This window comes from Glutamicibacter sp. NPDC087344 (assembly GCF_044744225.1).
Lineage (GTDB): Bacteria > Actinomycetota > Actinomycetes > Actinomycetales > Micrococcaceae > Glutamicibacter.
The window spans coordinates 195,671-222,348 of sequence record NZ_JBIUXY010000004.1; the positions used below are offsets into that span (position 1 = coordinate 195,671).

The 26,678-nt window shown below is 60.4% G+C and carries 23 protein-coding genes; 8 read left to right on the forward strand and 15 right to left on the reverse strand.

Annotation, left to right across the window (positions count from 1 at the left end; all coding sequences use genetic code 11):
• The first annotated feature begins 121 nt into the window (after window positions 1-121).
• Complete coding sequence (locus ACIOWL_RS08540) at window positions 122-3,640, forward strand: proline dehydrogenase family protein (RefSeq protein ID WP_400383581.1); 3,519 nt, start codon at window positions 122-124, stop codon at window positions 3,638-3,640.
• Between the two features lie 172 nt (window positions 3,641-3,812).
• Here the strand turns inward: ACIOWL_RS08540 and ACIOWL_RS08545 are convergent, their stop codons facing one another.
• Window positions 3,813-4,718 carry a LysR family transcriptional regulator gene (locus ACIOWL_RS08545; protein ID WP_400383583.1) on the reverse strand — a complete coding sequence of 302 codons (906 nt, stop codon included), beginning with the start codon at window positions 4,716-4,718 and terminating at the stop codon, window positions 3,813-3,815.
• Window positions 4,719-4,790: 72 nt separating this feature from the next.
• On the opposite strand from ACIOWL_RS08545, the gene ACIOWL_RS08550 reads away from it, so the two are divergent.
• Window positions 4,791-5,984 carry an MFS transporter gene (locus ACIOWL_RS08550; protein ID WP_400383585.1) on the forward strand — a complete coding sequence of 398 codons (1,194 nt, stop codon included), beginning with the start codon at window positions 4,791-4,793 and terminating at the stop codon, window positions 5,982-5,984.
• Window positions 5,985-6,055: 71 nt separating this feature from the next.
• Here the strand turns inward: ACIOWL_RS08550 and ACIOWL_RS08555 are convergent, their stop codons facing one another.
• The 5 genes from ACIOWL_RS08555 to ACIOWL_RS08575 form a co-directional block, all read right to left on the reverse strand.
• Window positions 6,056-6,664, reverse strand: coding sequence for a hypothetical protein (locus ACIOWL_RS08555; RefSeq protein WP_400383586.1), 609 nt, complete (start codon window positions 6,662-6,664; stop codon window positions 6,056-6,058).
• A gap of 70 nt (window positions 6,665-6,734) precedes the next feature.
• Window positions 6,735-7,907 carry an ABC transporter permease gene (locus ACIOWL_RS08560; RefSeq protein WP_400383587.1) on the reverse strand — a complete coding sequence of 391 codons (1,173 nt, stop codon included), beginning with the start codon at window positions 7,905-7,907 and terminating at the stop codon, window positions 6,735-6,737.
• Complete coding sequence (locus ACIOWL_RS08565) at window positions 7,904-8,785, reverse strand: ABC transporter ATP-binding protein (protein WP_400383589.1); 882 nt, start codon at window positions 8,783-8,785, stop codon at window positions 7,904-7,906. Before ACIOWL_RS08565 ends, ACIOWL_RS08560 begins: the two co-directional genes overlap by 4 nt.
• An 84-nt stretch (window positions 8,786-8,869) precedes the next feature.
• Window positions 8,870-9,526 (reverse strand): response regulator, encoded by a 657-nt coding sequence (locus tag ACIOWL_RS08570; RefSeq protein ID WP_400383591.1) that lies wholly within the window; start codon window positions 9,524-9,526, stop codon window positions 8,870-8,872.
• On the reverse strand, window positions 9,523-10,893 hold the full coding sequence (locus tag ACIOWL_RS08575; RefSeq protein ID WP_400383593.1) for a sensor histidine kinase: 1,371 nt from the start codon (window positions 10,891-10,893) through the stop codon (window positions 9,523-9,525). Before ACIOWL_RS08575 ends, ACIOWL_RS08570 begins: the two co-directional genes overlap by 4 nt.
• 151 nt (window positions 10,894-11,044) lie before the next feature.
• Between ACIOWL_RS08575 and ACIOWL_RS08580 the strand changes: the two genes are divergently transcribed.
• A complete protein-coding gene (locus tag ACIOWL_RS08580; RefSeq protein WP_400383595.1) occupies window positions 11,045-11,596 on the forward strand; it encodes an acyl-CoA thioesterase in 552 nt (183 codons plus the stop codon).
• A gap of 86 nt (window positions 11,597-11,682) precedes the next feature.
• On the opposite strand, the gene ACIOWL_RS08585 is transcribed toward ACIOWL_RS08580, so the two are convergent.
• Both ACIOWL_RS08585 and ACIOWL_RS08590 read right to left on the reverse strand, forming a co-directional pair.
• The gene (locus tag ACIOWL_RS08585; RefSeq protein ID WP_400383597.1) at window positions 11,683-12,324 is read right to left on the reverse strand and encodes a phosphoribosylanthranilate isomerase; all 642 of its coding nucleotides are present in this window, start codon (window positions 12,322-12,324) and stop codon (window positions 11,683-11,685) included.
• Window positions 12,321-13,334: an acyl-CoA thioesterase gene (locus ACIOWL_RS08590; protein ID WP_400383598.1), complete on the reverse strand. Its 1,014-nt coding sequence runs from the start codon at window positions 13,332-13,334 to the stop codon at window positions 12,321-12,323. The genes ACIOWL_RS08585 and ACIOWL_RS08590 overlap by 4 nt, the downstream gene beginning before the upstream one ends.
• A gap of 85 nt (window positions 13,335-13,419) precedes the next feature.
• Here ACIOWL_RS08590 and ACIOWL_RS08595 point away from each other — a divergent pair, with 85 nt between their 5' ends.
• Both ACIOWL_RS08595 and ACIOWL_RS08600 read left to right on the forward strand, forming a co-directional pair.
• Window positions 13,420-15,150, forward strand: a complete 1,731-nt coding sequence (locus tag ACIOWL_RS08595) for an ABC transporter ATP-binding protein/permease (protein WP_400383600.1) — start codon at window positions 13,420-13,422, stop codon at window positions 15,148-15,150.
• 3 nt (window positions 15,151-15,153) lie between these two features.
• Window positions 15,154-16,935, forward strand: coding sequence for an amino acid ABC transporter ATP-binding/permease protein (locus ACIOWL_RS08600; protein ID WP_400383602.1), 1,782 nt, complete (start codon window positions 15,154-15,156; stop codon window positions 16,933-16,935).
• Window positions 16,936-17,444: 509 nt separating this feature from the next.
• On the opposite strand, the gene ACIOWL_RS08605 is transcribed toward ACIOWL_RS08600, so the two are convergent.
• Complete coding sequence (locus tag ACIOWL_RS08605; protein ID WP_400383604.1) at window positions 17,445-18,209, reverse strand: hypothetical protein; 765 nt, start codon at window positions 18,207-18,209, stop codon at window positions 17,445-17,447.
• Window positions 18,210-18,475: 266 nt separating this feature from the next.
• On the opposite strand from ACIOWL_RS08605, the gene ACIOWL_RS08610 reads away from it, so the two are divergent.
• Window positions 18,476-20,275: an FMN-binding glutamate synthase family protein gene (locus ACIOWL_RS08610; protein WP_400383606.1), complete on the forward strand. Its 1,800-nt coding sequence runs from the start codon at window positions 18,476-18,478 to the stop codon at window positions 20,273-20,275.
• Here the strand turns inward: ACIOWL_RS08610 and ACIOWL_RS08615 are convergent.
• The 4 genes from ACIOWL_RS08615 to ACIOWL_RS08630 all read right to left on the reverse strand — a co-directional run bounded on the left by ACIOWL_RS08615 (window position 20,272) and on the right by ACIOWL_RS08630 (window position 23,205).
• Entirely contained in the window at window positions 20,272-21,333 is a 1,062-nt protein-coding gene (locus ACIOWL_RS08615; RefSeq protein WP_400383608.1) for an enoyl-CoA hydratase/isomerase family protein, read from the reverse strand. The genes ACIOWL_RS08610 and ACIOWL_RS08615 overlap by 4 nt on opposite strands.
• 48 nt (window positions 21,334-21,381) lie before the next feature.
• Window positions 21,382-22,287, reverse strand: a complete 906-nt coding sequence (locus tag ACIOWL_RS08620; RefSeq protein ID WP_400383609.1) for a LysR family transcriptional regulator — start codon at window positions 22,285-22,287, stop codon at window positions 21,382-21,384.
• 46 nt (window positions 22,288-22,333) lie between these two features.
• Window positions 22,334-22,597 (reverse strand): hypothetical protein, encoded by a 264-nt coding sequence (locus ACIOWL_RS08625; RefSeq protein ID WP_400383611.1) that lies wholly within the window; start codon window positions 22,595-22,597, stop codon window positions 22,334-22,336.
• Between the two features lie 131 nt (window positions 22,598-22,728).
• Window positions 22,729-23,205 (reverse strand): Lrp/AsnC family transcriptional regulator, encoded by a 477-nt coding sequence (locus tag ACIOWL_RS08630; protein ID WP_400383613.1) that lies wholly within the window; start codon window positions 23,203-23,205, stop codon window positions 22,729-22,731.
• Between the two features lie 222 nt (window positions 23,206-23,427).
• Between ACIOWL_RS08630 and ACIOWL_RS08635 the strand changes: the two genes are divergently transcribed.
• Window positions 23,428-24,684, forward strand: coding sequence for an MFS transporter (locus tag ACIOWL_RS08635; RefSeq protein ID WP_400383614.1), 1,257 nt, complete (start codon window positions 23,428-23,430; stop codon window positions 24,682-24,684).
• 5 nt (window positions 24,685-24,689) lie between these two features.
• Window positions 24,690-25,172 (forward strand): hypothetical protein, encoded by a 483-nt coding sequence (locus tag ACIOWL_RS08640; protein ID WP_400383616.1) that lies wholly within the window; start codon window positions 24,690-24,692, stop codon window positions 25,170-25,172.
• Here ACIOWL_RS08640 and ACIOWL_RS08645 read toward each other — a convergent pair.
• Entirely contained in the window at window positions 25,159-26,151 is a 993-nt protein-coding gene (locus ACIOWL_RS08645; protein WP_400383618.1) for an LLM class flavin-dependent oxidoreductase, read from the reverse strand. The genes ACIOWL_RS08640 and ACIOWL_RS08645 overlap by 14 nt on opposite strands.
• A 124-nt stretch (window positions 26,152-26,275) precedes the next feature.
• Window positions 26,276-26,479, reverse strand: a complete 204-nt coding sequence (locus ACIOWL_RS08650) for a cold-shock protein (protein ID WP_028268826.1) — start codon at window positions 26,477-26,479, stop codon at window positions 26,276-26,278.
• Window positions 26,480-26,678: the final 199 nt, after the last annotated feature.

Sequence of the window (26,678 nt, forward strand, 5' to 3'; positions counted from 1 at the left end):
TCTTGCACACAGCTACGCGTGGCGCGCGATTCCAGACCGGAGCAGGCGGCCAGCACAGCCCAAAACGACCTGAGCGTTCGGTGCCGAACCACCTGTACGAATCGCATCGAAGGGACCACAAGTGTCTTCTATCAACTCCCAGCCCACCGTGCCGCCGGCCGTCGACGCCGCCGGCAACTCGTTGACCACCCCGGCCGAACTGGCCGACGACGTCATCGCGCTGGTCCGCCGCTGGCTCACCGAAGCCGCGCAGTTCCCCGCGGACGCCTCCGCCGCCCGCCTGGCCGGGGTCTTGAAGGACCCCAACGGCCTGGATTTCACCGTTGGATTTGTCGACGGGGTGATCCGTCCCGAGGACCTGAACGTAGCGGCCGCCAACCTCAAGGCACTGGCCCCCAAGGTTCCCTCGTTCCTGCCGTGGTACATGCGCAAGGCCGTGGGCCTGGGCGGCTTCATGGCACCAATGGTGCCGCAGGTGGTGGTCCCGGCAGCCCGCAAGGTGCTGCGCGAGATGGTTGGACACCTGATCATTGACGCGTCCGACGCCAAGCTGGGAGGTGCGATCTCCAAGATCAAACGCGAAGGCGTGAACCTGAACGTCAACTTGCTCGGCGAGGCCATCTTGGGCGAGGGCGAAGCCGCCCGCCGGCTGGAAGGCACCACCAAGCTTTTGGCCCGCGACGACGTGGACTATGTCTCCATCAAGGTCTCGGCCACCGTGGCCCCCCACAACCACTGGGCCTTTGACGAGGCGGTGGAGCACATCATCGAGAAGCTCAAGCCGCTTTACGAGCTGGCCAACCGGGGGAGCAAGAAGAAGTTCATCAACCTGGACATGGAAGAGTACAAGGACCTGGAGCTGACCATTGCGGTCTTCACCCGGATCTTGTCCATGGATGAGTTCACAAACCTGGAAGCCGGGATCGTGCTGCAGGCCTACCTGCCGGACGCCTTGGGCGCCATGATCCAGCTGCAGGACTTCGCCGCCCAGCGTGTGGCCGCCGGCGGCGCGCCAATCAAGGTGCGTGTGGTTAAGGGCGCGAACCTGCCGATGGAAACCATGGAAGCGGACATCCACGGCTGGCCGCTGGCCACCTGGCACTCAAAGCAGGACTCGGATACCAGCTACAAGATGGTGATCGACTACTCGCTGCGCCCCGAGCATGTGAAAAACGTGCGTATCGGCGTGGCCGGCCACAACCTGTTCGACGTGGCACTAGCGTGGTTGCTGGCCAAATCCCGCGGGGTCACCAAGGGCATCGAATTCGAGATGCTGCTGGGTATGGCCACCGGCCAGGCCGAGGCGGTCCGCCGCGAGGTCGGCGAGCTGCTGCTCTACACCCCGGTGGTCCACCCCGAAGAGTTCGACGTGGCCATCGCCTACCTGATCCGCCGGCTCGAAGAAGGAGCCAGCCAGGAAAACTTCATGTCTGCAGTTTTTGAACTGGAGAAAAACGAGGCATTGTTCCAGCGCGAGAAAAACCGTTTCCTGGCCTCCCTGGAGTCCATGAGCGCAACGGTGCCGGCACCGCACCGCGTGCAGAACCGCCAGGTTGCCGACGCGGCGCTGGAACCGAAGGTGCAGGCGCTGATCGCGGGCACCACCGACTTCTTTAACACCCCGGACACCGACCCGGACCTGAAAAACAACCGTGCCTGGGGCCGCGAGATCCTGGGCAAGATGCAGGCCTCCACCCTGGGCAAGGACCTGGTCGCGGCCAACACCGTCTCCTCGGCGGCGGAGCTGGATGAAGCCATGGCCATGGGGGTTGATGCCGCCGCCGACTGGCAGGCACTGGGCTCGGCCAAACGCGCAGAAATCCTTCACCGCGCCGGGGTCTTGTTCGAGGAGCGCCGCGCCACCCTGCTTGAGGTGCTGGGTTCCGAGTGCGGCAAAACCATCGACCAGGGTGACGTGGAAGTCTCCGAAGCGATCGATTTCGCCCACTACTACGCCCAGCGCGGCCTGGAGCTGGATACCGTGGACGGGGCGAAGTTTGTCCCCTCCAAGCTGACCGTGGTTACCCCGCCGTGGAACTTCCCCATGGCAATCCCTGCCGGCTCCACCCTTTCCGCGCTGGCCGCCGGCTCGGCGGTCATCATCAAGCCAGCCTCCCAGGCCGCCCGCGTTGGCGCCGTGATGGTCAAGGCGCTGTGGGATGCCGGAGTGCCCAAGGACGTGCTTCAGCTGGTGTTTGTCGGTGAGCGCGAGCTGGGGACCCAGCTGGTCTCGGATCCCCGGGTTGACCGCTTGATCCTGACCGGCGGTTACGAGACCGCGCAGCTGTTCCGCTCGTTCCGCAAGGACCTGCCGCTGCTGGCGGAGACCTCCGGCAAAAACGCCATCATCGTCACCCCGCATGCCGACCTGGATTTGGCTGCCAAGGACGTAGTGGCCTCGGCGTTCGGCCACGCCGGCCAGAAGTGCTCGGCGGCTTCGCTGGTGGTGCTCGTTGGTTCGGTGGCGACCTCGCGCCGGTTCAACAGCCAGCTGGTTGACGCGGTGAAGTCCCTGAAGGTCGGTTACCCGTGGAACCCGGAGTCCCAGATGGGCCCGTTGATTGGTGAACCGGGGGAGAAACTGGCCCGCGGACTGACCACGCTGGGCGCCGGGGAGCGTTGGGAAGTGAAGCCGCAACAGCTTGACGACTCGGGCAAACTGTATTCGCCAGGCGTGCGCTACGGGGTTCAGCGCGGCAGCGAATACCACCTGACCGAATACTTCGGCCCGATCCTCGGTGTGATGACCGCGCAAACCCTGGAAGAAGCCGTGGCCATGGTCAACGAGATCGACTACGGTTTGACCTCGGGACTGCACTCGCTGGATCAGGACGAACTGGGTTACTGGCTGGAAAACATCCAGGCCGGCAACATCTACGTCAACCGCGGGATCACCGGTGCCATTGTGCAGCGTCAGCCATTTGGCGGCTGGAAGAAGTCGGCCATTGGCGCCGGCACCAAGGCCGGCGGACCGAACTACCTGGTGGGCATGGGTTCCTGGGAAGATGCGAAGGTCACCCGGACCGCGGCACTGTCCGCCTTCGACCAGCGACTGCTGAACACCGCGGGTCTGGATGCCGCCCAGAGCGCATGGCTCTCCGATGCCTTGGGCAGCGACAAGCTGTGGTGGAACACCGAATTCAACCAGTCCAAGGATCGTTCGGGACTGCAGGCTGAACGCAACGTGTTCCGCTACCGCCCGGTGGATGTGACGGTTCGTTTTGAGAATGAAACCAGCGGCCATGGCATTGCCGAGGCATTGCGTGTCCTGTCGGCCGGTGTCACCGCAGGTTCGCGCCTGGTATTCTCCGCCGATATCGAGTTGCCGCGCGGTGTGCGCAACCTGCTGGCTGAGCATTCGGTGACCGTGGTGCGTGAAGATGCGGCGGCCTTCGCAACCCGGGCCGCTAAACTCGCGGCGAAAACCGGCCCCCAGTCCTCGGCCCGGATCCGCCTGATCGGTGGTTCGCTATCTGAAGTGGCCGAAGCGACCAACGGCAAACCGGATGTGGCGATCTATGCGTCGAATGTCACCGGCGCCGGACGCGTTGAACTGCTGCCGTTCCTGCACGAACAGGCCGTGTCGATCACCGCTCACCGTTTCGGCACCCCGAACCATCTCAGTGATTCGTTGATCTAGTCACCCAACGGTGCTCACCGACCGCATCACGTCGGGATCGGCCGCGGTGTGTTTTCCTTGTCTGGAAAACACACCGCGGCCTATTTTTTTTGACCAGTTTTTTTGATCAGGAAACAGTGCCCGAGCCCACGCACGGCATCTGAGTGATTGCCGGGCAGACGCCAATCGGATCTCACAGCGTGAACATCGAGGCGGCTTTCGCTTCAATCAGTTCCATGGCCTTGATGATAGTGGGCCGATTCCTTGCCCCGGCACGGGTGAAGCTGATGATTGGCCGCGACGGCTGGGCGCGCCCGGAAAGTTCGATCCGTTTGACGTCCCAGTCATGGTGGATGCGCGCCATCCGCGGCACCAGCGTGACCCCGAAACCGTGAGCCACCAGAGCCAGTCCGGTGTCCCATTCATCGGCAAAGTGGGCCGCATCCGGGGTGAAACCCGCGGCCTGGCAGGCATGCAACGTCAGCGGGTAGTAGGCACCCTCGGGGCGTCCGAGGATCCAACGCTCGTTGGCGGTGTCGGCCAGCGCCACACTGTTGCGCTGAGCCAGGGGATGATCTTTGTGCACCACAAGGTCCATCGGGTCATCGAGCAGCGGGCGTTGATCAAAACGCCCGTCTGAGACCGGTGGCAGGTCGGTGGTGCCGGTCAGCAACGCCAGGTCGGCGTCGCCGGTGAGCAAGAGGTTGATGCAACGCGCCGGTTCGGCTTCGATGACTCGCACGTCGAGGCCGGCAAACGCGTCGCGGACCCCGGCGGCCGCATGGGGCAGGAGATAGTTGGCGGCGGTGGCGAATCCGCAGACGGTGAAGATCCCGCTGTGCGAGCCTTCTTGAATCTCGGCGTAGGCACGTTCGGCTTGCGCAAAAAGCAGCTGGGCATGGCGCAGCAGGGTGCGAGCGGCCTCGGTGAGCCGCACGCTTCGGCCTTCGGACTCAAGCAACACCACACCCAGGTCCGCGGACAAAGCCTTCAGCTGGTGCGATACCGCCGACGGGGTGTAGTTCAAGGACCGTGCCGCGGCGGTCACCGTGCCATGGTGGGCCACCAATTGGAGCATCCGCAGGCGAGGATCAATCATGAAAAAATCGTACATGGAACTGGTGAAAAACATTCGCTTTTTATTCACGGTTTTCGCCCCGAGACTTGAACCATGAGATCCATTCACCGCGATGCCTTCACCGCGTTGTGCCTGCTGGTCCTGGTGACCGCCGTTGGTTATATCCCAGCCCCGATGTACCCCATGTACCAGGAGCTTTTTGGTTTCAGCGACCTGACGTTGACGCTGATCTATGCTGCGTACGCCACCGTGAGTGCGCCGGCACTGCTGTTTTTCGGACCGGCCGCCGATGCGTTGGGCAAACGAGCGGTGATTCAGGCCAGTATTGCGCTCTGCGCCGCCGGTGCCCTGTGTTTTGTGCTGGCAACCGGGCCGGGCATGTTGCTGCTGGGACGCGGCCTGTTTGGACTGGCCATTGCCGCGGCCACCGCCGGTGGCATGGCCTTGATTATCGAACGCACCGAACCGGCCAAGCTTGCCGTGGCGTCGGTGGCCTGCACTATCGCTTTTGTGGGAGGCACGGTGGTGGGATCTTTCCTGGCCGGAATGGTTGGAGAGTTTGTGCCGTTCCCGCGGTTCACTCCCTACATAGTTTTTATCGGTTTGATGGCCATCGGTTGGTGGCGTGCGCGCCGGATCGATTCGCCGCCGGTGCTCGCGCTGCGCGACTGGCGACCGGTCATGCCCCGGATCCCAGCCAACATCCGCACCCGGTTTATGTTGGCTTCCGGCGCTTCGGCCACCTCGTGGTTCGGGGTCACACTTTTTGTCTCGATCATCCCCACCCTGCTGGCGCGCAGCACCGGTATTAACCGGCCCTTTCTCACCGGCTGCGTGCTGGCCGCTATGCTCGCTTGCTCCATGCTGACTCAGCTGTTGGGGCTGCGCCTGTCGGCATTGACCATGCAGCTGTGCGGGCTGCCTCTGCTGCTGCTGGGTTTGCTGGGGCTGGCGCTGACCGACGGAGCCTCGCTGAGCATCACCTTGGTGTTCGCGGTGCTCTCCGGGCTGGGCCAGGGCCTGGCCTATAGCGGGGCCGGGGTGTCAATCGACCAGGTGACGAACCTTGAGAACCGAGCCTCGGTAACTTCGGCCTACTATCTTTCGGGCTATCTGGCGACCGGCGTTCCACCAATCATCGTGGGGGTCCTCACCATCTGGGTGCCGCTGGGCCAAGCCCTGTCATGGATCAGCTGGGTCGGCGTGGTGTTGGGCCTGCTGACCTTTGCCGGATTGTTGATCATGCGACGCCAGCAGGTGAAACCAGGCTTCTTCCTGACCGCCTGACCGCCTGACCGCCTGACCGGCTGTCCATCTTGAACGGCGGGAGCGCCGCTCCTCGGATAGTTGATTCGGAGTTAGCCGGTGATGCGTTTGGGGCCGGTGAACCGGGCCGCAATCAGGTCTGCCACGGCGGCCAGCAGGGCTGGGACAATATAGCGTGCAACGGTCACCGTGACGAATAGGGTGAAGGTTCCGGCAGCCGACTGGGCTACCGACTGAGCGGCGAAACCCATCCCTACGGTGGCCGCTAGTCCCACGAGCCACCCGGCGAGCTTGCGCTGGCGCAGGATAAACCAGCCGGTCATGCTCAGCACCGGTAGCAGCAGTCCCCAAACGGTGAAGTACCCTGCGTAGGCACCGGTGACGTCAAGGGCAGAAACCAGGAACCAATCGGCGTACTGAACCGCACCGAGCACTGGCAGTTTCAGTAAAACATCAAGGACCAGGGACAACAAGATCAGACCGATACCGAAAATCTTGGTGTCCTTGGACAGATCCAGCAGCCAGAAACTCGCCAGCACCACCAGGCGGATGGCCCACAAGGCAACCACCGACAAGACGCTGGTATCAAAAACGTAGTGCGCCGTGGCAAGCACCGTGGTGCCAATGATTCCGCAAAGGACCACGAGCCACACCACGATGAGTCGGGCGGACAAATTCACAAGGGCTTTCTCTTCTCGCACTGAAACGATTCTAGTCAGTGAGTCTGTGCACCGGCTGATCCGTGACTTTCTTTTCACCGACGTCAGGTGATCAAACTTCCAGTTTGATGGCCTTGCGCAGGGTCAGGGCTCCACCGGTGTGCATCACCGCGCGACGGTAAATCCGTTCAGAGAAGAGCAGGACGGCCCAACACACAACCAACAACACGGTGAGGGATAACAGGGCCTCCCACAACGGAACGTCCCCGGATAACATCCGGATGGGCATCGCCACCGAGGAAACAATCGGGATGTAGGAGGCGATCACCAGCAGGCTGCCCTTGGCGTAGATCCCAATGAACATGACCGCGACAAGCGCGCCGATGATCGGACCGCTGGACTGCTGAAGGTCCTCGGTCCGGGTGGCCAGGGCACCTAATGCCGCCCAGATTCCTGCCAGCAACAAAAAACCGCCAAGGAAAAAGACGATAAACCATCCGGCCACCGTGGACACCACACCCAGGAAAGGAATCTGCCCCGGAGCCAGGTAGGCTGCCAACAGGCCGACACCGAGGAACAGCAGGAGCTGAGCCATCGCCAGGATGACGTTTCCAATGATTTTTCCGGCCAGCAGCTGACGCAACCTGACGGTGCTGGCCAGGATCTCCACCACACGGTTTTGTTTTTCTTCAATGACCGAGTTGGCTATCGGCATCCCGAAAATCAAGGCGGCCATGTAAAACAGGAACGAGAATATCAGTGCCATGGCCTGGACCATGGAGGTTTTCTCGGCGTCACCTTGCAACTGAGCGGTTTTCAGGTCCGTTTCGCTGGGAAGCGCCGCAGGGTCCACTCCGTGGGCGGAGAGCACGTTGCGCGTGAGTACCGTGGTCATGGAGGTGGAAATCAGTTGCCGAAGCTCCGGATCTACCTCGTCGTATCCGGTTAATGTCAGTTCTCGCTGGTTGGCAGACGAAACCAGGGTCGCATCGACCTCCTGGGAGGAGAGCCGATCCCCGGCCTGATCCGCAGTTTCCTGGGAAATGGTGAGGCTCACGTTGTCCGGGCGCTGGTTTTGGGCCTCGGCGAGGACCTGATAGCTCAACGAATCGGTGGCAACCACGGAGAAGGTGGACGTTTTGTTGCCCATGAATCCTGTGAACGCTACCGCGCCGACAATCAATAACAGGGTCACCACGGTCGAAATGACGAAGGCCTTGTCCTTCACCTTCGTTTCCACTTCGCGCAACGCCACGATCAACCAGGGGGCAGTTGGTGTGCTCATTTGATGATCTCCCGGTAAATGTCGGCGAGGGCAGGGCGGTGCACGGCGAACTCGGTCACCGTGCCCAGGCTGAGTGTCTGGCGCAAAACACGTTGGGAATCGGCTACCGAGCTGAAATTGACCAGTGCATGGGACCCCGAAATGTCGATCACCTGAACGCCGGGTTCCTCGCGCAGCCATCCGGCATCGGCTCCGAGGGACAGTTTGTGGCGGGTGGCTTGCGAGGCACGGAGCTCGTCGGACGAGGCGTTGGCCAGGATCCTTCCATTTTGGATTATCACCAAGTGGTCAACCAAAACATCCAACAGATCCAACTGATGCGAGGAGAAAAGCACCGGTACCCCGCGCGAGGCATAATCGCGCAGGATTGAGCTCATGGAGTCCACCGCTATCGGATCCAGGCCGCTGAACGGTTCGTCAAGGATCAGCACTTCGGGTTCATGCAGGAGCGCCGCGACCACCTGGACACGCTGCTGGTTTCCCAGCGAGAGTGATTCAAGTTTGGATTTGGCGCGGTCCTCCAGCCCGAACCGAGCCAGCAGTTCCATGGCACGGTGCCGTGCGGTATTCCGGGACAGCGAATGCAGTTGGCCGAGGTACACCAACTGATCAATGATTGGCTGTTTGGGGTAGAGGCCGCGTTCTTCGGGCATGTAACCGAAGTTGGGTCGGGTATCACCGGTTAGTTGCGTGCCATCCAAACTCACCGAACCTGAACTTGCCTGCAACAAGCCCATGATGATGCGCATGGTGGTGGTTTTACCGGCGCCGTTGGCTCCCACGAATCCGGTCAGCGCACCACGTGGCACGTTGAAGCTCACCTCATCCAGAACACGACGTTCAGCAAATGAACGTGTTACCTGGTGTACCTCAAGCATGGAAATCCTTACGCTGATCCGAGTTGATCTATCTCTAAGCTTAGGAATCGGGGTGCCGTGAAAGGCTCACCCTTCAGGCTGAAACTATTGGATGAGACCCACACGATAGGCGAAGAGCACACCTTGGACCCGGTCGCGTAGATGGAGCTTTGCCAACACATTGGAAAGATGGGTTTTGATGGTGGCCTCCGATAATGCGAGCATCGTGGCGATCTCTTGATTGTTTTTGCCCTTGGCCAGTTCGGTCAACACCTGCAACTCACGTTCGGTCAGGGTTTCAAGCAGCTCGTGATCGCTGTGGCCGATGGTGGACTCGGTCCCGGAGCTGCGATGGCGGATCAGTTTGAGGGTTACCTCGGGGGAGAGCAAGCCGTGTCCGGCGGCCACCTGATGGATGGCGGTGATCAAGGTTTCGGGGTCGGTGTTTTTCAGCAAGAACCCGCTGGCACCGGCATCCAACGCATCAAAAAGGTAATCATCGCGGTTGAACGTTGTCAGCACCACAACTTTGGTGTTTGTCGCCCGGGTGATCTGGGCGGTGGCGGCAATGCCGTCCAGCTGCGGCATCTGGATATCCATCAGGGCGATGGTAGGAGACAAATCGGTGACTAATTGAATTCCCTGTGCGCCGTTTTCGGCCGTTCCCACCACGGTAATCTCCGGGTCGGTTTCTAGGATCAGCTTCAACGAAGACACAATCAGCGGCTGGTCGTCGCAGATCACCACGGATATTTTGCTCATGAGACCAGTCTAGTTTCTGCATCGGTGAGCACTCTCAGCCGGGCGCGGGTGCGCCATCCATGAGGAATCCGCGGGCCGATCTCCACCAGGCCATGATGCAGGTTGGCGCGCTCGCGGATTCCCCTGAGACCGAACCCGCTGCCAGAACTGTCTGGACGGGTATTTCCTTCATCGGTCACCTCTGCCTCCACCCAGGGTCCCTGTTCGTCAACTCCGGAGCGCAGGCTCAGGGTAGCCCGCCGTGCGGTGGAATGGCGACGGACGTTCGCTAGGGCTTCGCTGGAAATCCGGTAGAGCGCCAGGGAAATACCCGCGGGCAAGGAGTCAAGATAGTTCGGGCTGTGCTCGGCCCTCGAGAGGTCAACGGTGAGACCCTGTGCACGGTTTTCATCGATTAAGGTTTGCAGCTGTCTCAAGGACGGCTCCGGCCTGCGCGCATCGCTGGTTCCGGACTCGGGCAGGACATCGCTACCGCTTTCGCGCAGCACTCCGAGCAACGACCGTGTCTCGCCCACGGCGCTACGCGCAGACTCTTCAATCCCCTTCATCAGCTCGGCCGCCTTTTCCGGGTCGCGCGCCTGGACCATACGCGCCGCGGCTGCTTGGACTCCCACCGAAGCGATGTGGTGGGCGATCACGTCATGAAGCTCCCGGGCGATACGCAGCCGCTCCTCATTCACCGCCCGGTCGGCCAGCTGTTGTGATTGGTCGGCGATCCGTTGGGCCTGGGTCTTCACCAACTCGTTGGCGTAGGCATTGGACCAACTGATCAGCCCGAGGAAGATCGCTCCGCCAAAAAACAGCAGATTGATCAGGAAGGTATACAGCGGGAATGCTGTTTCCGGGGGCACACTTCCGGCCGGGTTCTCCACGAGATTGATGTTCAGTGAGTTCATCAGGTCCGAGGTGAACAGGTCGATGATGATCCACACCGCCATAGAGAGCAGTACAACGCTAAGAATGCTCCATAACGCCCGGCGGTTTCGCGACCAGGTCACCGCGGTGTAGAGACCTAGGAAATAGGCAAACTGGGCACAGATTTGCATGGTGACCATATAGGCTTCGGACGTTCCGGCGATCATGAAGGCTGCCGAGCCCAGCAGCATCATGAGGATCGGCCAACGCCGGCGGAACATCAGGGGAAGAATCATGGCCGAGAGGACGATCACCGAGTCGCTACGGGTGGGAGCGTTTTTGATTTCGGTCAGCGACAGGCTCAGTTCCTGAATGAGCACGGCGAAAACCAGCAAAAATAGCGCTGCGAGGATGTCGCGGCGCAACCCGTCCTTGTCCGGGGCCGGTCGTTCCCAATCCGCCGGCGGTAGGGAGGGAAGAATCCGGTGGACATAGTCGGTCAGTCTGCGCATAGCTGTTCCTCGGAGAATACCGGCATTCGAAAGTCAGTTTCGACTGTACCGGGAAAACAGGCAAAAACGCATGAGCCCGCAGGATTAGGCCAAAGGTTGAGGCGCGGGCCAACAACTATTCAAATATGTTACTGAGCGGTAGTGTGATGGTATGCACATGATTTTTCGAATTCTGTTGGTGTTTCTGCAGAGCAAAAAGCGTCCGAAACTCTCCATGTTTGATACCGGATCGGTCAGTATGCGTGCGACCCTGACCGATATCGACTTCGCCGGACATATTAATAACGGGATGTACTTCTCGATCTTTGATCTCGGCCGGTTTGATTTGATGTTCCGTTCGGGTGTCTGGGACATCATGCGCAAAAACAAGTGGACCCCGGTGGTCCAGTGCGAAACAATGACCTTCCGCAAGTCCGTCAAATTCGGAACCAAGTTCTCCCAAGAAACCCGGCTGCTCGGCCTGGATGACAAGTGCATCTATTTTGAACAGCGCATCGTTGTGGACGGCGAAATCTATGCCCGCGGCTACATCGCCACTCGCATGACTTCCAAGAAGGGCGCGGTCCCCAACGAGGAGATCATGAACGCGGTTGGACTTGAAATCCCTGCGGATCGTGTGGTCCCGCAGTGGTTGCACGAGTGGCGCGAAAACGGTGCATTGCCTGGCTCCCGCAAGCCAGCTCCCCACAACTGGGTGAGCTAAACCCTTGGCGACATGAAGCGGTCCCTGTTCCTCTCAAATTGGGGAGGAACAGGGCCCGCTTCCTACGTGCTTAGAATGCCACCATATTAGATGCCCGGGATATTTTCGTTGGGTGTCCGCGAACCAATTTTGGCAGCATCAAGGAACGCGGCGATCAACTGCGGATCTTTGACACCCCTGGAGGATTCAACTCCCGAAGAGACGTCGGCCCCGGTCGCCTGCGATTCTGCGACGGCACGGGCCACATTTCCGGCATCCAGCCCGCCGGCGACCAACCAGCGTCGACCCGCAGCCAGCTCACGCACGGCCGCGTAGTCCCAGCTTTCGCCGCTTCCGGGAACCGCGGCGTCGATGAGCAGGAAGTCTTCTCCCCAATCCTCAAACTCGCTCGCCGGAGCATCCATCCGTACAGCGCGAATGGTGTGGAACCCTGCGTGCTTGGCCGCCGCGATGTCTTCCGGGGTGCGGTGTCCGTGCAACTGGATCCACCCAACAGTTGCCTGACGGGAAAGTTCGATGGCGGTGGCAACGTCCTCGGAACGGAACACCGCCACGGTAGCCACCGTGTCCGGGACGGCAGAAATCAGCTCGGCGGCAAGTTCGGGGGAGACCTCTCTAGGGCTGGGGGTCAACACAAAACCCAGGGCATCTGCGCCATGCTCCAACGCAACGGCGACATCGTTGGCGGTGGACAGCCCGCAAACCTTAACGAATGGAGGCTGGCTCATTTGGCTGGCTCCTGAGCTGATTCGCCCAGACCTGGTTCGTCTGCCAGGTGGGTAGGTGTGTAGCCGCCAGGAGCATTCGCCCGAATGGTCAGCAGCTGCAGGGCATGATCATGTAGCCGGTGATCCTCTTCGCTTTGCGGAACCCACGGCTTGACCGGCACCGCGGTGCCCGTCTCATCTCGCGAGACCATCACGGTCAGGCAGTAGGTAGTCAGGTTCATTTCACGGGACTTAGGGCTTCCGGAGCGCACATGCACCGCAATGTGCATGCCCTTGCTCCCGGTGTAAACCAGTCGTGCTTCAACCTCCACCAGATCACCGATAAACAACGGCCGATAGAAGCGGATTCCTCCGGAGAACACCGCCACGGTGTCTTCTCCGCAATACCGCGAGGCGCACAGGGCGGCGGCTTCATCAATCCATTTCATGACGATCCCGCCATGCACCTTGCCTCCCCAATTCACGTCGGTCGGCGCGGCCAAGAACCGCAACACCACACGCTCTGCGGTGCCAGCGTCGGAGTACACCTGATTTTTCATGGACTGAACAATTTGGTTGCGGATCTCGATCCGTGCCAACGCGTTGTTGCGCAGCTGGATCTCACGCATGGTTTCGGGAACGTAGTTCGGCACGGCCGTGGGTTTGCCCTGTTCATCAACCGCCACAAAAATGACCAGGCAGGTGGTGGACATGGTGGGGCGCAGCTCGCGCGGATCTGAGAAGGAGACTTCGGTGCGAATATGCATGGAGGTGCTGCCGGTGTAAACCACGGAGGCAGTGACTTCCACCAGATCTCCGGAGCTGATGGGATCCTCAAAACGAATATTTCCCACGTAGGCGGTGACGCAGTAGCTCGATGACCAGCCCACCGCGGCGGCATAGGCCGCCTTGTCGACCCATTCCAGGACGGTGCCGGCAGAAACAGTTCCGGCCACTCCCACGTCCGTCGGCGCCGCAAGAAAACGAAGGGTCACCGAATGTGGGCGTGTGGTGTGTGCAGGGCTCGTCATGCGTTCAATCTTGACTGATACCGAACCCTGCGGGCAATCTGTGACATCCCGACCTCATCACGGGCCCTGGCCTAGGATTGAGGGTGTGCATAGGGTTTTTGGTATTTTTTCGGCGTCCACCACGCTCGTTGTCGCACTAAGTCTGGTTGGCGCTGCAGCAACCGCGGGGCTGGCGGTCTTGCTTGGGCGGGCCATTGACGTGTTCTTTGCCGGCGGTGTACCGGATGCCGGCTGGTACTTTGCGGCCGTTGGCGAGCTATTGACCGTTGCCTTGTGCACAGGTTTTGTCCCTGTGGTGATTGCCCATGCCAGCCAAGAGCTGACCGAGCACCACCGCGGTCGATTGTTGCAGCACTACCTGGCCATCGGCCCCATGGCGGTGCGCCGGGCCGGTGAAGGCGAATTGGTTCAGGTCGCCATGGATTCGGTGGACCGTTCAGTTAAATATCGCACCACGTTTATGGGCCCGGCCATCGCAGCTATCTGCACCCCGGTCCTGGTGCTTGTAGTCATCGCATTATTCGTTGATCCGCTCTCTGCGGGCCTGATGCTGCTGCCCACTGCACTGGTTCCACTGATTGTTCTGGGGTTTCAAAAGCTGTTCAGCGCATCCTCCGGTGAGTACCGGAGGTCGCAAGGAATCCTGACCGCAACCTTCCTCGATGCGTTACGCTCCCTTGGCATGCTCAAACTCAACGGCGCCGGCCAATGGATGGGGGAACGGGTCGCTACGGCCTCGGAACGGGTGCGTCGCCAGGTGATGAAGCTATTGGCCCGCAACCAGCTGGTGCTGTTGGTGATCGATGCGAGCTTCGCGGTGTTGTTGTTGTCCACTGCGGCGATTCTGGCCTGGTGGCGCTCGAGCACCGGGGTGCTGAGCACCGGAGAAGCCGCCACCCTGATCATCCTCAGCTTCCTGATGCTGGCACCGGTAAGCTACGTCGGAAGTTTTTTCTACATCGGGATGACCGGTCGCGCCGCCGAAAAGAAGATTGAGGAAATCGAAGACATTCCGGTACACCAGTCGGTTGCCAGGCCACTGAATGTCGAGCTGCGCACCGGCGGATTGGTCCTGGAAAACGTGTGTGCCAGTTATGACGGCGAGCACCGCTCGCTGCAGCAGATCAATGCCCAGTTCCCAGCAGGTTCACGTACCGCGGTGATTGGCCCTTCGGGCAGCGGAAAAACCACCTTGTTGCGAGTTTTGCAGGGGCAGCTGGAACCTTCCGAAGGCATGATTCACGACGGGCACCACGGGATGGGCCCGGCGACGCTGAAACACAACACCGCGGTGGTTGAGCAGCACACCATCCTCTTTGCCCGTTCGCTGCGTGAAAACCTGCTGCTTGCCGCACCGCGAGCCACCAACACCCAAATGATCCAGGCCTTGGAACAGGCTGGGCTCGGGGGCTGGTTGGGGGACCGGGCTACCGAACGGCTGGATGAAAAACTCGGTGAAGCCGGGGCACGGCTTTCCGGCGGACAGGCCCAACGCCTGGCCTTGGCCCGGGCTCTGTTGGCGCACCGGCCGATACTCTTGCTTGACGAGCCGACCAGCGCACTGGATGTGCAAACCGAGGCCGAGGTCCTCGCCACGCTGCGCCAACTGGAACGGTCACTGACCATGGTGACGGTGACCCACCGCCTGGGACTGCTGGCGGACTACGACCGGGTCATCGTGATGGATGCCGGGCGCATCATCCAAGCAGGAGATCTTAAGACACTTTTAGCCCAGGACGGATACCTGAAACAAGCCATGGAGAACTTCCAACGGCGCACCGGCGAGTTGCGAACCACCCAGAGCGGGAAGGACTAACGGATGACTACGCGACCGACCTCACCCACCCCGGCGGACCCAACAACACGGCTCACCGTGCGTTGGCTGATCGGCGTGACGGCAGACCTGCTGCCGCCGCTGGTTCTGGCTTGCCTGCTCTCCTGCCTGACCCGCGGGGTTTCATTGGCCATGTATGTGGTGGCGGCCCTGGGGCTTTCCAAGGCAGTGGGGCTGCAACTGCCCGGTTTTGGCACACCGTCGTGGACCCTGCTGGTTGCAGCCGTGCTAATGCTGGGACTAATCAAGGGGGCACTGCGCTACGGCGAACAGTATGTGGGACACCGGGTGGCCTTTTTGTCCCTCTCCCGGCTACGCAATACCGTGTATGCGGCGGCCGAGCACCAAGCCCCCTTCGCCGCGCAATCCAAAAACTCCGGTGGGCTGTTGGCTGTCGCCACCCGGGACGTGGATCGGGTTGAGGTCTTTTTTGCGCATACCCTGCCACCGGCGGTCAGTGCGGTAGTTGTCAGCGCGGCGGTGACCTGGTGGATCGGCTCGACCATTGGGGCGGCGGCCGCGCTGATCCTGCTGGCAGGTTACCTGCTGCTGGGATTACTGATCCCGGCGCTGGGAATTACCTCGCTGCGCCGAGCCGCCGCCGGTCAGGCACGGGTGCGCGGTATGCAGAACCAGCAGCTGACCGAACTGCTCAACGGGATCGACGTGGTTCACGGTTACGAGGCAGGGTCCCGGATGCTGGCCCGGTTTAACGGGACGGGAACCACGGTCAAGGCCAGCACCTTGCAGGCAGGCCGTGTGACAGGACTGCGTGCGGCCCTGTCTCAACTGATCATCTGGGGCTGTGTCTTGGCACTGTTGCTGGTGGCCGCGCGGATATACGACCCGGCAGCGGTGCTGCTGCTGGCGATCATTGCGGTGCCATCTTTTGAAGCGGTGCGAGCGGTGGACGGATTCATGCTGGGCCTTGCGGACTCCATCGCCAGCGCCAAGCGGTTGTACACCGTGAGCCTGGGCCGTCCGCAGGTCGAAGAGGCGAACTCCCCACAACTCCTGCCCGGCACCGGGGTGCTCAGCGTCAACAACCTGAGCGTGAGCTACAACGGTGAGCCGGCCTTGTCCGGACTCAGCCTGGAGATTTCCCCGGGAGAGCTGGTGGCGTTGGTGGGTGAAAGCGGGTCGGGCAAATCCAGCCTCGCCTCAGCCTTGGTGCGTGCGGTGCCAAGCAGCGGCAGCTGTGCGTACGGCGAGGTTCCCTTGGACCAGGCCTCGCTGTATGAGTTGCGTTCGAGCCTTGTGCTGGTGTCGCAGGAGGCAGTGATGGTACGCGGAACCCTGCGGGAGAATCTCTTGCTGGGGCTGAGCCACCTGAGCGATGCCGACCTGGAATCCGTGCTGGAAGAACTAGGCTTGGGGCCATGGCTGAAAAGCCAGAAACACGGCCTGGACACCCGGCTGGGGGACCGCTCAACCCGGCTCTCGGGCGGTCAGCGCCAGCGCTTGGCGCTGGCCCGGGCACTCATTCGCAGCCCCAAGGTGCTGATCCTGGACGAAGCGACCAGCGCCCTGGACGCGGCCAGCGAACAGTTGGTGCTAGAGGCCATCACCTCTCGTTGCGCCAAGGGACTAGCCGTGCTGATGATCAGTCACCGGATCTCGATTCTGCACGGGGCCCAGAAGGTACTGGTACTGCGTTCCGGGCAGGTGGTCGAAACCGGGAACCCGAGGCAGCTGCTCGCCAACCCGGACTCGCTGTTTGGCCGTATGGCGGTTCGCGAAGCGGACCAAATCCTGCCTGCGAATTAACTTTGCACCACAGCACTGTTGGCCGAGAACCACTGACAAGCAGTGTCGTCAAGGAATAGGCTCAGCACAAGATGCGCATCTGGCCGAGCCAGTACACCCAGCCTTGAGATGCTTCATTACACTAGTCAAGTCCACATTTTTTGATTCAAGTAGGGCTCAAAACCACGCGTCCCATCAAAGCAATCGATGCAAAAATATCACCCAGCGCATATAACGTTTGCGGGTGAAAGCCTCGAGTTGCTCAACACCAAAAACAGTCTCCTGATTGCTATCTCGCGCGAACATGAGAGTCGAGATCCTCTCCTCTCTCACGAAAGGGGACTGCACGCGGCTACTTGGTCATTTCTTAATGAACCGAACCTTGGGTTCTGGGGTTTTGATCCAGCTCAGGCTGTTCTTAGGGACAGGGCGATTGGCGTATTTGGCGTCGTACCGCTTTATGACCTGGTCAGCAAGGATTGCCAGCCTCGGTGTACCCACGTTCTTGACTACCTTTAGCTCGGCACCGTTCACTTTTTCTGGCTTAGGCATTTGAACCACCTCCGTCGCGACTTATTGTCCTCGGTCGAATATATATTGTCTACGCTAGCGCTTTCAGACGGGGTACCCTCAGATGGAGAGTTTGGCCCCATAGAGGGTGGGGAGTTCGTCGTCTCGTTCCTGATCGCCAACGCTACTGCCCGTATCAGCCTGTCGTCTCTTTTGTCTGCACCGTCTAATAGAACGCTCATAGCACTGAGGCCAATTCCCGCACTGCGGTTGTCGGTAGATAGCGCGAGATCGATAGCCCACTGCGCTGAATTGCGCCACTCTGTTTCTTCGGCATTCGCCTTGGTGATCTTGGCGCCTTGTCGGGCAGCAAAATAAGCGACGAACGCGGCCATCACCGCGAAAGCTCCGGCGGCAGGAGGACCTTTCAGGAAGTCTTGCCAAAACTCCTCGTCCAGTACAACTGGACGCGTGAAGTGACCTACGAATCCACTGATGATCATCAGCCCCAAAACGATAAGGATCAAGACCGTGTTTGCCCACAGTTTGGCCCAGATTGTCGGCTTTGCGTATACAGCGTCAACCTCACCTGAGCCTTGCTCCTCATGATCTGAGATTGTATTCTCTACGGCGCCATCCTCGGAGGTTTTCGGATCAGGGTTTTTACTCGTGGATTCGTTGCCCTCAGCGTTGTAACCATTCATGCCGCCGAAGATATCGCACTCAACCTGCCCAGTATCATTGAGCGCTCCCAACTGTGGATCAGCTTCGGCAAGTTTAACCATCTCGCACTTAAAAATGCTGCAGGATTGGAGCAATGCGCGCCAAACCTGTATCCGTCACCGAGCCGGACAGCAAGATTAACCCAACGTTTGGCGCTGCCTTAGGAGGCGCCGCCGACCGTTATGCTGCTCGCCAACCCGGACTCGCTGTTTGGCCGTATGGCGGTCCGCGAAGCGGACCAAATCCTGCCTGCGAATTAACTTTGCACCACAGCACTGTTGGCCGAGAACCACTGACAACCAGCGTCGTGAGGGGTTAGGCTCAGCACATGATGCGCATAGTTGTCCTCCTGTTTCTGGCGGTGTTGGTCGCGGGGTTCGTCATTACGGCGATCCTGGCGGGAACCTCCGGGGAATGGGTCTGGTGGATTTTGGTGGCGCTGACCGGTGTCCTGGTCGCCCTGGGTGTCCATGACCTGGTGCAAAAACGCCACGCAATCCTGCGCAACTTTCCGATTGTTGGCCACGCACGGTATCTGTTTGAATTTATCCGCCCCGAAATTCAGCAGTACTTCATTGAACGCAACACGGATGGCAAACCGTTTGACCGGGATACCCGCTCGGTGATTTACGCCAGGGCCAAGGGCGCGGACAGCCACAAGGCGTTTGGCACGGAACTGGATGTCAATCGTGTGGGACACGAGTATTTGGTGCACTCGGCCGCACCGGTCGCCCCGGCAACGGAACAGCACAGGGTACGCATCGGGTCGAGCCAATGCCGCCAACCCTACGATATTTCATTGCTTAATGTCTCGTCGATGAGTTTCGGTGCACTATCTTCTCATGCGGTGATGGCCATGAATAAGGGTGCCGCGATGGGCGGATTCGTTCAGGAAACCGGTGAAGGCGGGTTGACCAAATACCATCTGGAGTACGGGGCAGACCTGTTTTGGGAAATCGGTTCCGGGTACTTCGGCTGCCGGACCCCGCAGGGGCGTTTTGCTCCCGAAACGTTCCGAGCGAAGGCAAGCCGGGATGAAGTCAAAGGCATCACCATCAAAATTTCGCAGGGTGCCAAACCCGGTCTTGGCGGCGTGCTGCCGGCGGCGAAAATCACCGAGGAAATCTCCCAAGCGCGTGAGGTCCCGATGGGGCAGGACTGCATTTCCCCGGCAAGCCACCCGGAGTTTTCGACCCCGCGCGAAATGCTGAATTTTGTGGCCCAGCTGCGTGAGCTCAGCGGCGGCAAACCGGTGGGACTGAAATTCTGTGTCGGCTCACGAACCGACGTCATGGCCATTTGCAAGGCCATGCAGGAAACCGGAATCCTGGTTGATTTCATCACCGTGGACGGCGCCGAAGGCGGAACCGGGGCGGCCCCGATCGAGTACGAAGACCACGTGGGCACCCCGTTGACCGAAGCGCTCATGCTGGTGCACACCATCTTGGTTGGTGCCGGGCTGCGTGATGAGATCCGGCTCGCTGCGGCCGGGAAGGTCGCCAGCGGCTCGGACATCGTCAAAAGGCTGATCCAAGGTGCAGACTTCACCTTTGCCGCCCGCTCCATGATGATGGCCACCGGCTGCATCCAGGCCCAACAGTGCCATACCAACCATTGCCCGGTCGGGGTGACCACCCAAAACAAACGCCTTGAGCGTGCCCTGGATGTGGAAGACAAGGGTCATCGGGTGTACAACTACCACCGGTTGACCGTGATGGAAGCCGGACAGCTGATGGCCTCCATGGGTGTCACCGGCCCGAAACAGCTCAACATGCGGATGCTGCGCCGCCGGGTCAATCTGCAGTCAACCCGCTCCTATGCCGAGCTGTTCCAGTGGCTGCGCCCCAACGAGTTGCTCGAAGACCCGCCGGCCTCGTGGGCCGCGGACTGGCGACGGGCGAATCCTGATCATTTCGGCGAATTCTCACCCGTGGAGTATGGCAAACCTCGTGGGGTTGGCATTGAAGACCCATACGAGCGCAAGGAACAGGAGGAAGCGGTCAGCGCCGTGCGTGTTGAACCACGCAATTCCAAAAAGGTCTCACCTGTGCCGCAAGATATCACCAGGCCAGAGGGTCTCCCCGGAAATTATGTGCCCGAGCAGCAACATGAACCGCAACAACCTTAGGAATCAACCGGGTCCATCAGCCCCAGCAGGACCTGCTGGTCGACGTTTGCCAGGGTAGCTGGATTCCACTGCGGGTTACGGTCCTTGTCGATCACTTGGGCGCGGATCCCTTCGGCCAGGTCCGGCAGGTACATCAAGTGTTCGGCCAACCGAAGCTCGCGGTCCAACGCTCCGCGCAGGTTGTTTTCCGCGCGGGCGGCGCGCACCGCATGGAATGCGGAGGCAACGCTGGTGGGGGAATTCTGGGAAATGAGCTCTGCCGCCTGTTGCGCATGCGGATGAACCATCTGTTCGAGGCGTTCGATGACCTCTTGCGGCACATCGGCGCTGAACGCGTGGTCCACCCAGCCCTGATCAAGTTCCAGCCGATGGGACTCGGGCACGCCGTGCATCACTTCAATAGCCGCGGCCAAGTCTGCAGCGTTGAGGCCGATGAACTCATCAAGGTGGTCAAGGATGTCATCGGCGAATTCTTCGCTCACCGTCGCGTCGGCAAAGCCCAGATACACGGCATCTGCGCCATTGAAGGAACTGGCAGTCATGGCAAAATATTCGCCAAAGTGTCCGGGCATATTGGCCAGCAGGTGGCTGCCGCCCACATCCGGGGTATAACCGATTTTTGCTTCCGGCATTCCCATCCGGGCCTCGGGGGTCACCAGCCGAACCGGCGCATGGCTGGCCAACCCAATCCCGCCGCCCATGGTGATGCCATGGGCCAGGCTCACCAGGGGTTTGGGATAGTTGGCGATGAGTTGATCCGTGTCGAACTCATGGGCCAGGAGATTAACAAAATCTTGGTGGTGTCCGCTGGTGACGGCGGTGTGGAAGTCGGCGATGTCTCCTCCGGCGCAGAATCCGCGGGAACCTCGCCCGGTCAGCAGCACCAAGTGGATGTCCGGGTCTTCGGCCCAAGCCTTCAATATCCGGTTCAGTTCGAGCAACATGTCCAGATTCAGGGCATTAATTTTGGCCGGGCGGTTCAGTTCCACATGGCCCAAGACCCCGTAGCGTGTGGAAACGACCAGTGGTTCCGCCGAAGACGTGTTGCTGTGCGCCACGAAGTACCTACCCTGCTGTGTTGGTGAACGAACTGTCTGGGAATAATCCTAGTTGGACAGCACCTGGGCCAGTCGGTCCAAAACCAGGTCGGCCTTCGGCTTTTTGGAATTCTCGGGTTTCAATGCGAAGATCGAGCGCGCTAATCGAATCTCCGGTGCATCAACAATCCGGATGCCCTCCGGCGCGTTGGCCATGGCGAGATCAGGGACCAGCGCGGCACCCAGCCCCGAGGCGACCAGGCTCAGCGAGGCGTTGAAGTCGTCGCAATAGGCGGAGACTTGCGGGTGGATGTTGTAGGAGGCGAAAAGGCGTGAGATCAACGTTGCGTCCGAGGTGCCTGGGTGGTGGAAGATCCACGGCCATTCGGCCAGTTGGTCCACGGTCAATTGGGAGTCCTCGGCGATCGGCCACGACGAGGGGATCACCACACGGAACTGGTCATCGCCCAACCACGTGCGTTCGAGTGAGGCAGGCCAGGACAGGCCCCCAGGGCCTACCTGGAAGATCAAAGCCAGGTCTAGGTCCCCGCCGCTGCCCAGGCCGGCAACGGTCTGCTGCGGTTCGCCGATCCACAAGCGCAGGTTGATACCCAGCGAGGCCCAATCTTCGGCTTTCAGGATCTGCGGAAGGGCAAAAGTCGCCAGCGAAGGGAAGATGCCGAGCTTGATCTCTTCGTTCGCCGTCGGTTCGGTTGAGATGGTGGCGGCGTCAGCCATGAGCGCGTCAAGGTCGGTGAGCACACGTTTGGCATGGCGCACCATACGCAGCGCACCGGCGGTGGGGGTGATGGAACGTGCCCCTCGGACAAACAGGGTGGTACCCGTGCTGCGTTCCAGGGCGGTCATCTGCTGGGAGACCGCGCTGGCGGTGTAACCCAGGCGTGTTGCTGCGGTCGCGAACGAGCGGTGGGCAACGACCTCGAGCAGGGTGCGCAAGTGGACAGGATTAATCACTTCTAAAGTCTAAGACCTTTAGGCCAAGATTCGCTTAGTCAGTGAGCTAGTCCTCATCTTCGGAGTCGTCGTCCTCCGTCTCATCGTCGTCTTCCCGGTCTTCCTCGGTGAACTCGTTGTCCAGCTGGGCTTCGGTTTCAAGGTCATCGTCGTACAGGTAATTGCGTTGAGCCAGGGGATCGATGTTGCGCATGGTTTCGGGCATGTCGCTGGAGCCCTCATAGGCCTGCGAGTCCCGGCCGTCATCCGGCTCGTAGATGTCGTTGCCGTATTCGGGGGCGAAGTCGGTGGGTTCAAAATCTCGGCTCATGGCGTGCTCCTTCGGTTGGACGAGGATCTGCCGGAAGTCGGGCACATACCTCGTGACTTCTCTTGGCTACAGCCTAGAACCCTTATGACCTGAACAAAAGACTTGAAATTGTGTGTCGCCGGTGGTTCTGTTCAGTGGTTGTGCTCGGCATAGTGCTCCAGCAGGGGAGCAGTGCGATAGGCCAAGTGAGAATGCAAGGCGAAGGTTGTTTCGGAGCGGGTGACACCCTTGATGCGCAGGATCTGGCGCAAGGCCGACTGCAGCTGGTGGGTATCGGTGGCTATCAAACGAACCCAGAGATCGCCGCGTCCGGAAGTTTCATGGATTTCCAACACATTGGGAATCTGGCGCAATGCGGTGATGACCGCGTCCAACTCGCGGTGGTTGACCTCCAGAGTCACGAAAGCCAGCACGTCGTAGCCCAGGGTGCCCAGGTCAATATCGCGCCCGCCCTCTCGCAAGACCTCCGAGCGTTGCAGCCGCCGAAGTCGTGACTGGGCGGTGTTACGGGCGATCCCCACTTCATCGGCAAGTTCGGAGATTTGAATTCTCGGATCCCTGATCAAAGCCAAGAGGATTTTCAGGTCAACCTCGTCCAACCGAACCATTTGCTCACTTCCAGTAGCGCAAGAGGTCATAAATTTGACCATTTTGCTCAAATTCTATCAATAGATACATCTTGATGAGCTCACTGGATGGATATTTATGAGTGAACGAACTGTTGCAGTAGACAAACTCAAGCAGGACGCTCAAATAACCGGTGGGGCAGCGAGTGGCCCCACCGGTAAAAATTTGTCCTTTTGCCGGTAGCTACTTCGCGGGAGTGACCCATGTCCGTCATCAGTGAGCTGCGGATGCAGCAGAGTTCACCGCGTGTACTCTCCTGGAATCCGGGTACCACCGTGCGTTTGATGATCACGGTACTGGTCAGTTTTACCTTGCTGGTAGGCGCGAACCTGGCGACACCGTTGTATCCCCAACTGCAAACGGAACTGCACCTCGGCTCGATGGGGACGACCATCGCTTTTGCCTCGTATGTCTGCTCATTGATGCTTTTCCTGCTGGTGATCGGCCATTGGTCGGATCATGTGGGGCGTCGTGCGGCGTTGGTGCTGGCCGTAGGCGTCTCGCTGATTGGCACCATGGTCTTCGGTGCGGCCGATAACTTATGGCAGCTGTGCCTTGGCCGCGGCCTGCAGGGTGCAGGTGTGGCCCTGGCGACCGGTGCCAGCGCAGCGGCGTTGCGTGAACTGCTGCCTTCCAAACCGGAATGGGCCTCGCGGTTCACCCTGCTGGCATCTTCCGGCGGGGTGGCCTTCGGGCCGCTGATTGGCGGCCTGCTTGCGTCCCTGCCCGGTGGACGTTCAACGGTGTTTGCCGTCCAGGCAGTGTTCCTCCTGCTGGTGCTGGTTCCCTTAGGCACCTTGCAGGCTCGCCCAGCGATCGCCATGGCCGGTCCCGGTCAGCGATCCCGGGCCTTGGCACCACGCAGATTGGGAATCCCGCAGAAGGCCCGCACCCAGTTCTGGCTGGCTTCCCTGGTTGGTTTCCTCAGTTTTGCCGTGTTCGGTTTTGTCCTGTCCCTCGCGCCGGGATACCTCGCCGGCGCTTTCGACCTGCGCTCGCTGTGGGCCGTCGGTTTGGTCGCTGGCCTGCCCCTGGGGGTAGCCGCACTCTCGCAGGTGCTTGTGCGCGGAGGTAGAACTTTGCTGCCCGCGGGGCTGGGGCTCATGGCGGTTGGAATCATGACACTGAGTTTTGCGGCGAACCATGGGGCGCTGGGACTCGGCGTGCTTGCGTTGGCGCTCCTTGGCCTGGGGCAAGGTGTCGCCTTCCGTACCGCCTTCGCCCTATGCGTGGACGCGGTCAGCCCGCAAGCCCACGCGCAAACAGTGTCCAGTATTTACCTGGTCACCTACCTGGGCAGCGCCTTGCCGGTGATCGTACTGGGTTGGGCCGTTGGACACTTCGGAGAAAGCCCGAGCATCTCGGTGTATTCCCTGGCCAGCGCCGCCGTCGCGCTAGCGCTCGGGGCATGGTCGGCACTGTACCTCCGCCGCATTCAGCGGGGTGCGGGTTTAGTGTAGAGAGCATGAGCTCTTCTGCACTTCACGCACCTGCACGTCCGGCCCTGTGGGCTACCGCTGCGCGAGTTATGGTTCCGGCACTCTGGCTGGGTCTGGTGATCGGCATTTCCTTCATCGAGGCACCGCTGAAATTCCAGGCTCCGGGAATCACTATTCCGTTGGGACTGGGCATTGGCCGCCTGGTCTTTTTTGCCATGAACCTTGTCGAAATCCTGCTGTTCATACTTTTGCTTCTGGGCACAGTCAAACGCGGCACCGACAGGTTGTGGAACTGGGGTGTCGCAGCTGCTGGCTTCATTTTGCTGTTAAAGACCGCAGCGATCCGCCCGGGGCTGTCCCAGCGCACCGATGCGGTGCTGGCGGGAACCTCCGAGGGCGGATCGCTGTGGCACTACGCCTATATTGGCGCAGAATGCTTGCTGACCGCGACGCTGGTAACGCTCATGGTCATGGCCGTTCGGCGCTGGGTTCAGATCAGCCCGCGTTAACCAGGTTGGCTGCCTTGGCGGTGATCATGACCGATTCCAAACGCGCCTGCTCCTCGGTGGGGTAGTGCACCGTGATCAGTTCATCGGCCTGCGCGGACTGGGCGAAGTGCTTGAGGTACTCGTTGACCTGTTCCCCGGTGCCAACCGCCGAATACCGCATCATGTCAAGGATCTGCTCGGCCTGCGGGGTGTCCATCAGCATGTCCACCTCAGCCTCCGTGAAGTCCTTTTTCGCCCCGCGGCCGAGGAAACTTGCCACACGGTGGCGGCGGGCCACGTTGAACAGCTCATGAGCTCGCTCGCTGGTTTCGGCCGCGAGCACCCCGACCCCGGCGATGACGTAGGGCTCGGCGAGCTGCTCTGAAGGGACAAATTCTTCGCGGTAGACCGAGATGGCCTGGTGCAGAGCGGCCGGGGCGAAATGCGAGGCGAAGGAATACGGCAGACCCAGCTGGGCGGCCAACTTCGCACCGAAGAGCGAAGATCCCAGAATGTAGAGCGGCACATTGGTACCGGCACCGGGGATTGCCTGGACGGTGGGGACCCGAGAATTCCCGGCGAGGTAGGCCTGAAGTTCCAGCACATCGTGGGGGAATGCGTCCGCTGCCGAGGCATCGCGGCGCAGGGCGCGCAAGGTGGTCATATCCGTTCCCGGGGCACGGCCCAAGCCCAGGTCAATACGGTCGCCAAAAATGGTAGCCAAGGTGCCGAACTGCTCGGCGATCACCAGCGGGGAATGGTTCGGGAGCATCACGCCGCCAGAGCCCAACCGGATGTGGTTCGTGTGGTGGGCGATGTGGCCAATCAGCACGGACGTCGCGCTGGAGGCGATGGTTTCCATGTTGTGGTGCTCGGCGTACCAGATGCGTTCGTAGCCGTGACGTTCTGCGGTTTGCGCAAGTCTGACGGATGATTTGAAAGAGTCTGCAATTGAGCCGCCGGGCGATACCGGGGCAAGGTCCAAAATCGATAGCTTCACGTTGTATGTAACAAGGATTCTGGGTCGTCTATTCCGGGGTCAGCGGTTAACGATTGATGGGTGGCTATCCGAAACGGATAGCCACCCATCAATAAAAGTCAGGCGTTAGTGCCAAAGACCTTCTTTAGAGTGCGCGGATGTCTGCAGCCTGCAGACCCTTTGGACCCTCAACAACTTCGAACTCAACCTTCTGGCCTTCGTCCAGGGTGCGGAAACCCTGGGTCTGGATTGCGGTGAAGTGTGCGAAGACGTCTGGATCGCCGCTGTCTGGAGCGATGAAGCCGAAGCCCTTTTCAGCGTTGAACCACTTGACGATTCCGGTTGCCATATTCCTATTTGGTCCTTTCAGACGTTTCTCGCCAATTCTTATCTGGCGAGCTTGGTTGTATCCACGCAAGTCCCACGTTGATTGCTCAACGTGAACCCGCGAAGCAGCCAAGTCATTCACTTCACGTCTAGAAGGGGTTCGCGCCAACCAAGGATGGTCCGACATTCACAAACTTCTAAAGGGTACTTCGCGAATTACT

Coding starts and splice junctions, on each gene's coding strand:
- ACIOWL_RS08545 (WP_400383583.1), bottom strand. CDS start 4,718: ATGATTGATCCTCGCCTGCGGATGCTCCAATTGGTGGCCCACCATGGC.
- ACIOWL_RS08550 (WP_400383585.1), top strand. CDS start 4,791: ATGAGATCCATTCACCGCGATGCCTTCACCGCGTTGTGCCTGCTGGTC.
- ACIOWL_RS08560 (WP_400383587.1), bottom strand. CDS start 7,907: ATGAGCACACCAACTGCCCCCTGGTTGATCGTGGCGTTGCGCGAAGTG.
- ACIOWL_RS08565 (WP_400383589.1), bottom strand. CDS start 8,785: ATGCTTGAGGTACACCAGGTAACACGTTCATTTGCTGAACGTCGTGTT.
- ACIOWL_RS08570 (WP_400383591.1), bottom strand. CDS start 9,526: ATGAGCAAAATATCCGTGGTGATCTGCGACGACCAGCCGCTGATTGTG.
- ACIOWL_RS08575 (WP_400383593.1), bottom strand. CDS start 10,893: ATGCGCAGACTGACCGACTATGTCCACCGGATTCTTCCCTCCCTACCG.
- ACIOWL_RS08580 (WP_400383595.1), top strand. CDS start 11,045: ATGCACATGATTTTTCGAATTCTGTTGGTGTTTCTGCAGAGCAAAAAG.
- ACIOWL_RS08585 (WP_400383597.1), bottom strand. CDS start 12,324: ATGAGCCAGCCTCCATTCGTTAAGGTTTGCGGGCTGTCCACCGCCAAC.
- ACIOWL_RS08590 (WP_400383598.1), bottom strand. CDS start 13,334: ATGACGAGCCCTGCACACACCACACGCCCACATTCGGTGACCCTTCGT.
- ACIOWL_RS08600 (WP_400383602.1), top strand. CDS start 15,154: ATGACTACGCGACCGACCTCACCCACCCCGGCGGACCCAACAACACGG.
- ACIOWL_RS08605 (WP_400383604.1), bottom strand. CDS start 18,209: ATGGTTAAACTTGCCGAAGCTGATCCACAGTTGGGAGCGCTCAATGAT.
- ACIOWL_RS08610 (WP_400383606.1), top strand. CDS start 18,476: ATGATGCGCATAGTTGTCCTCCTGTTTCTGGCGGTGTTGGTCGCGGGG.
- ACIOWL_RS08625 (WP_400383611.1), bottom strand. CDS start 22,597: ATGAGCCGAGATTTTGAACCCACCGACTTCGCCCCCGAATACGGCAAC.
- ACIOWL_RS08630 (WP_400383613.1), bottom strand. CDS start 23,205: ATGGTTCGGTTGGACGAGGTTGACCTGAAAATCCTCTTGGCTTTGATC.
- ACIOWL_RS08635 (WP_400383614.1), top strand. CDS start 23,428: ATGTCCGTCATCAGTGAGCTGCGGATGCAGCAGAGTTCACCGCGTGTA.
- ACIOWL_RS08640 (WP_400383616.1), top strand. CDS start 24,690: ATGAGCTCTTCTGCACTTCACGCACCTGCACGTCCGGCCCTGTGGGCT.
- ACIOWL_RS08650 (WP_028268826.1), bottom strand. CDS start 26,479: ATGGCAACCGGAATCGTCAAGTGGTTCAACGCTGAAAAGGGCTTCGGC.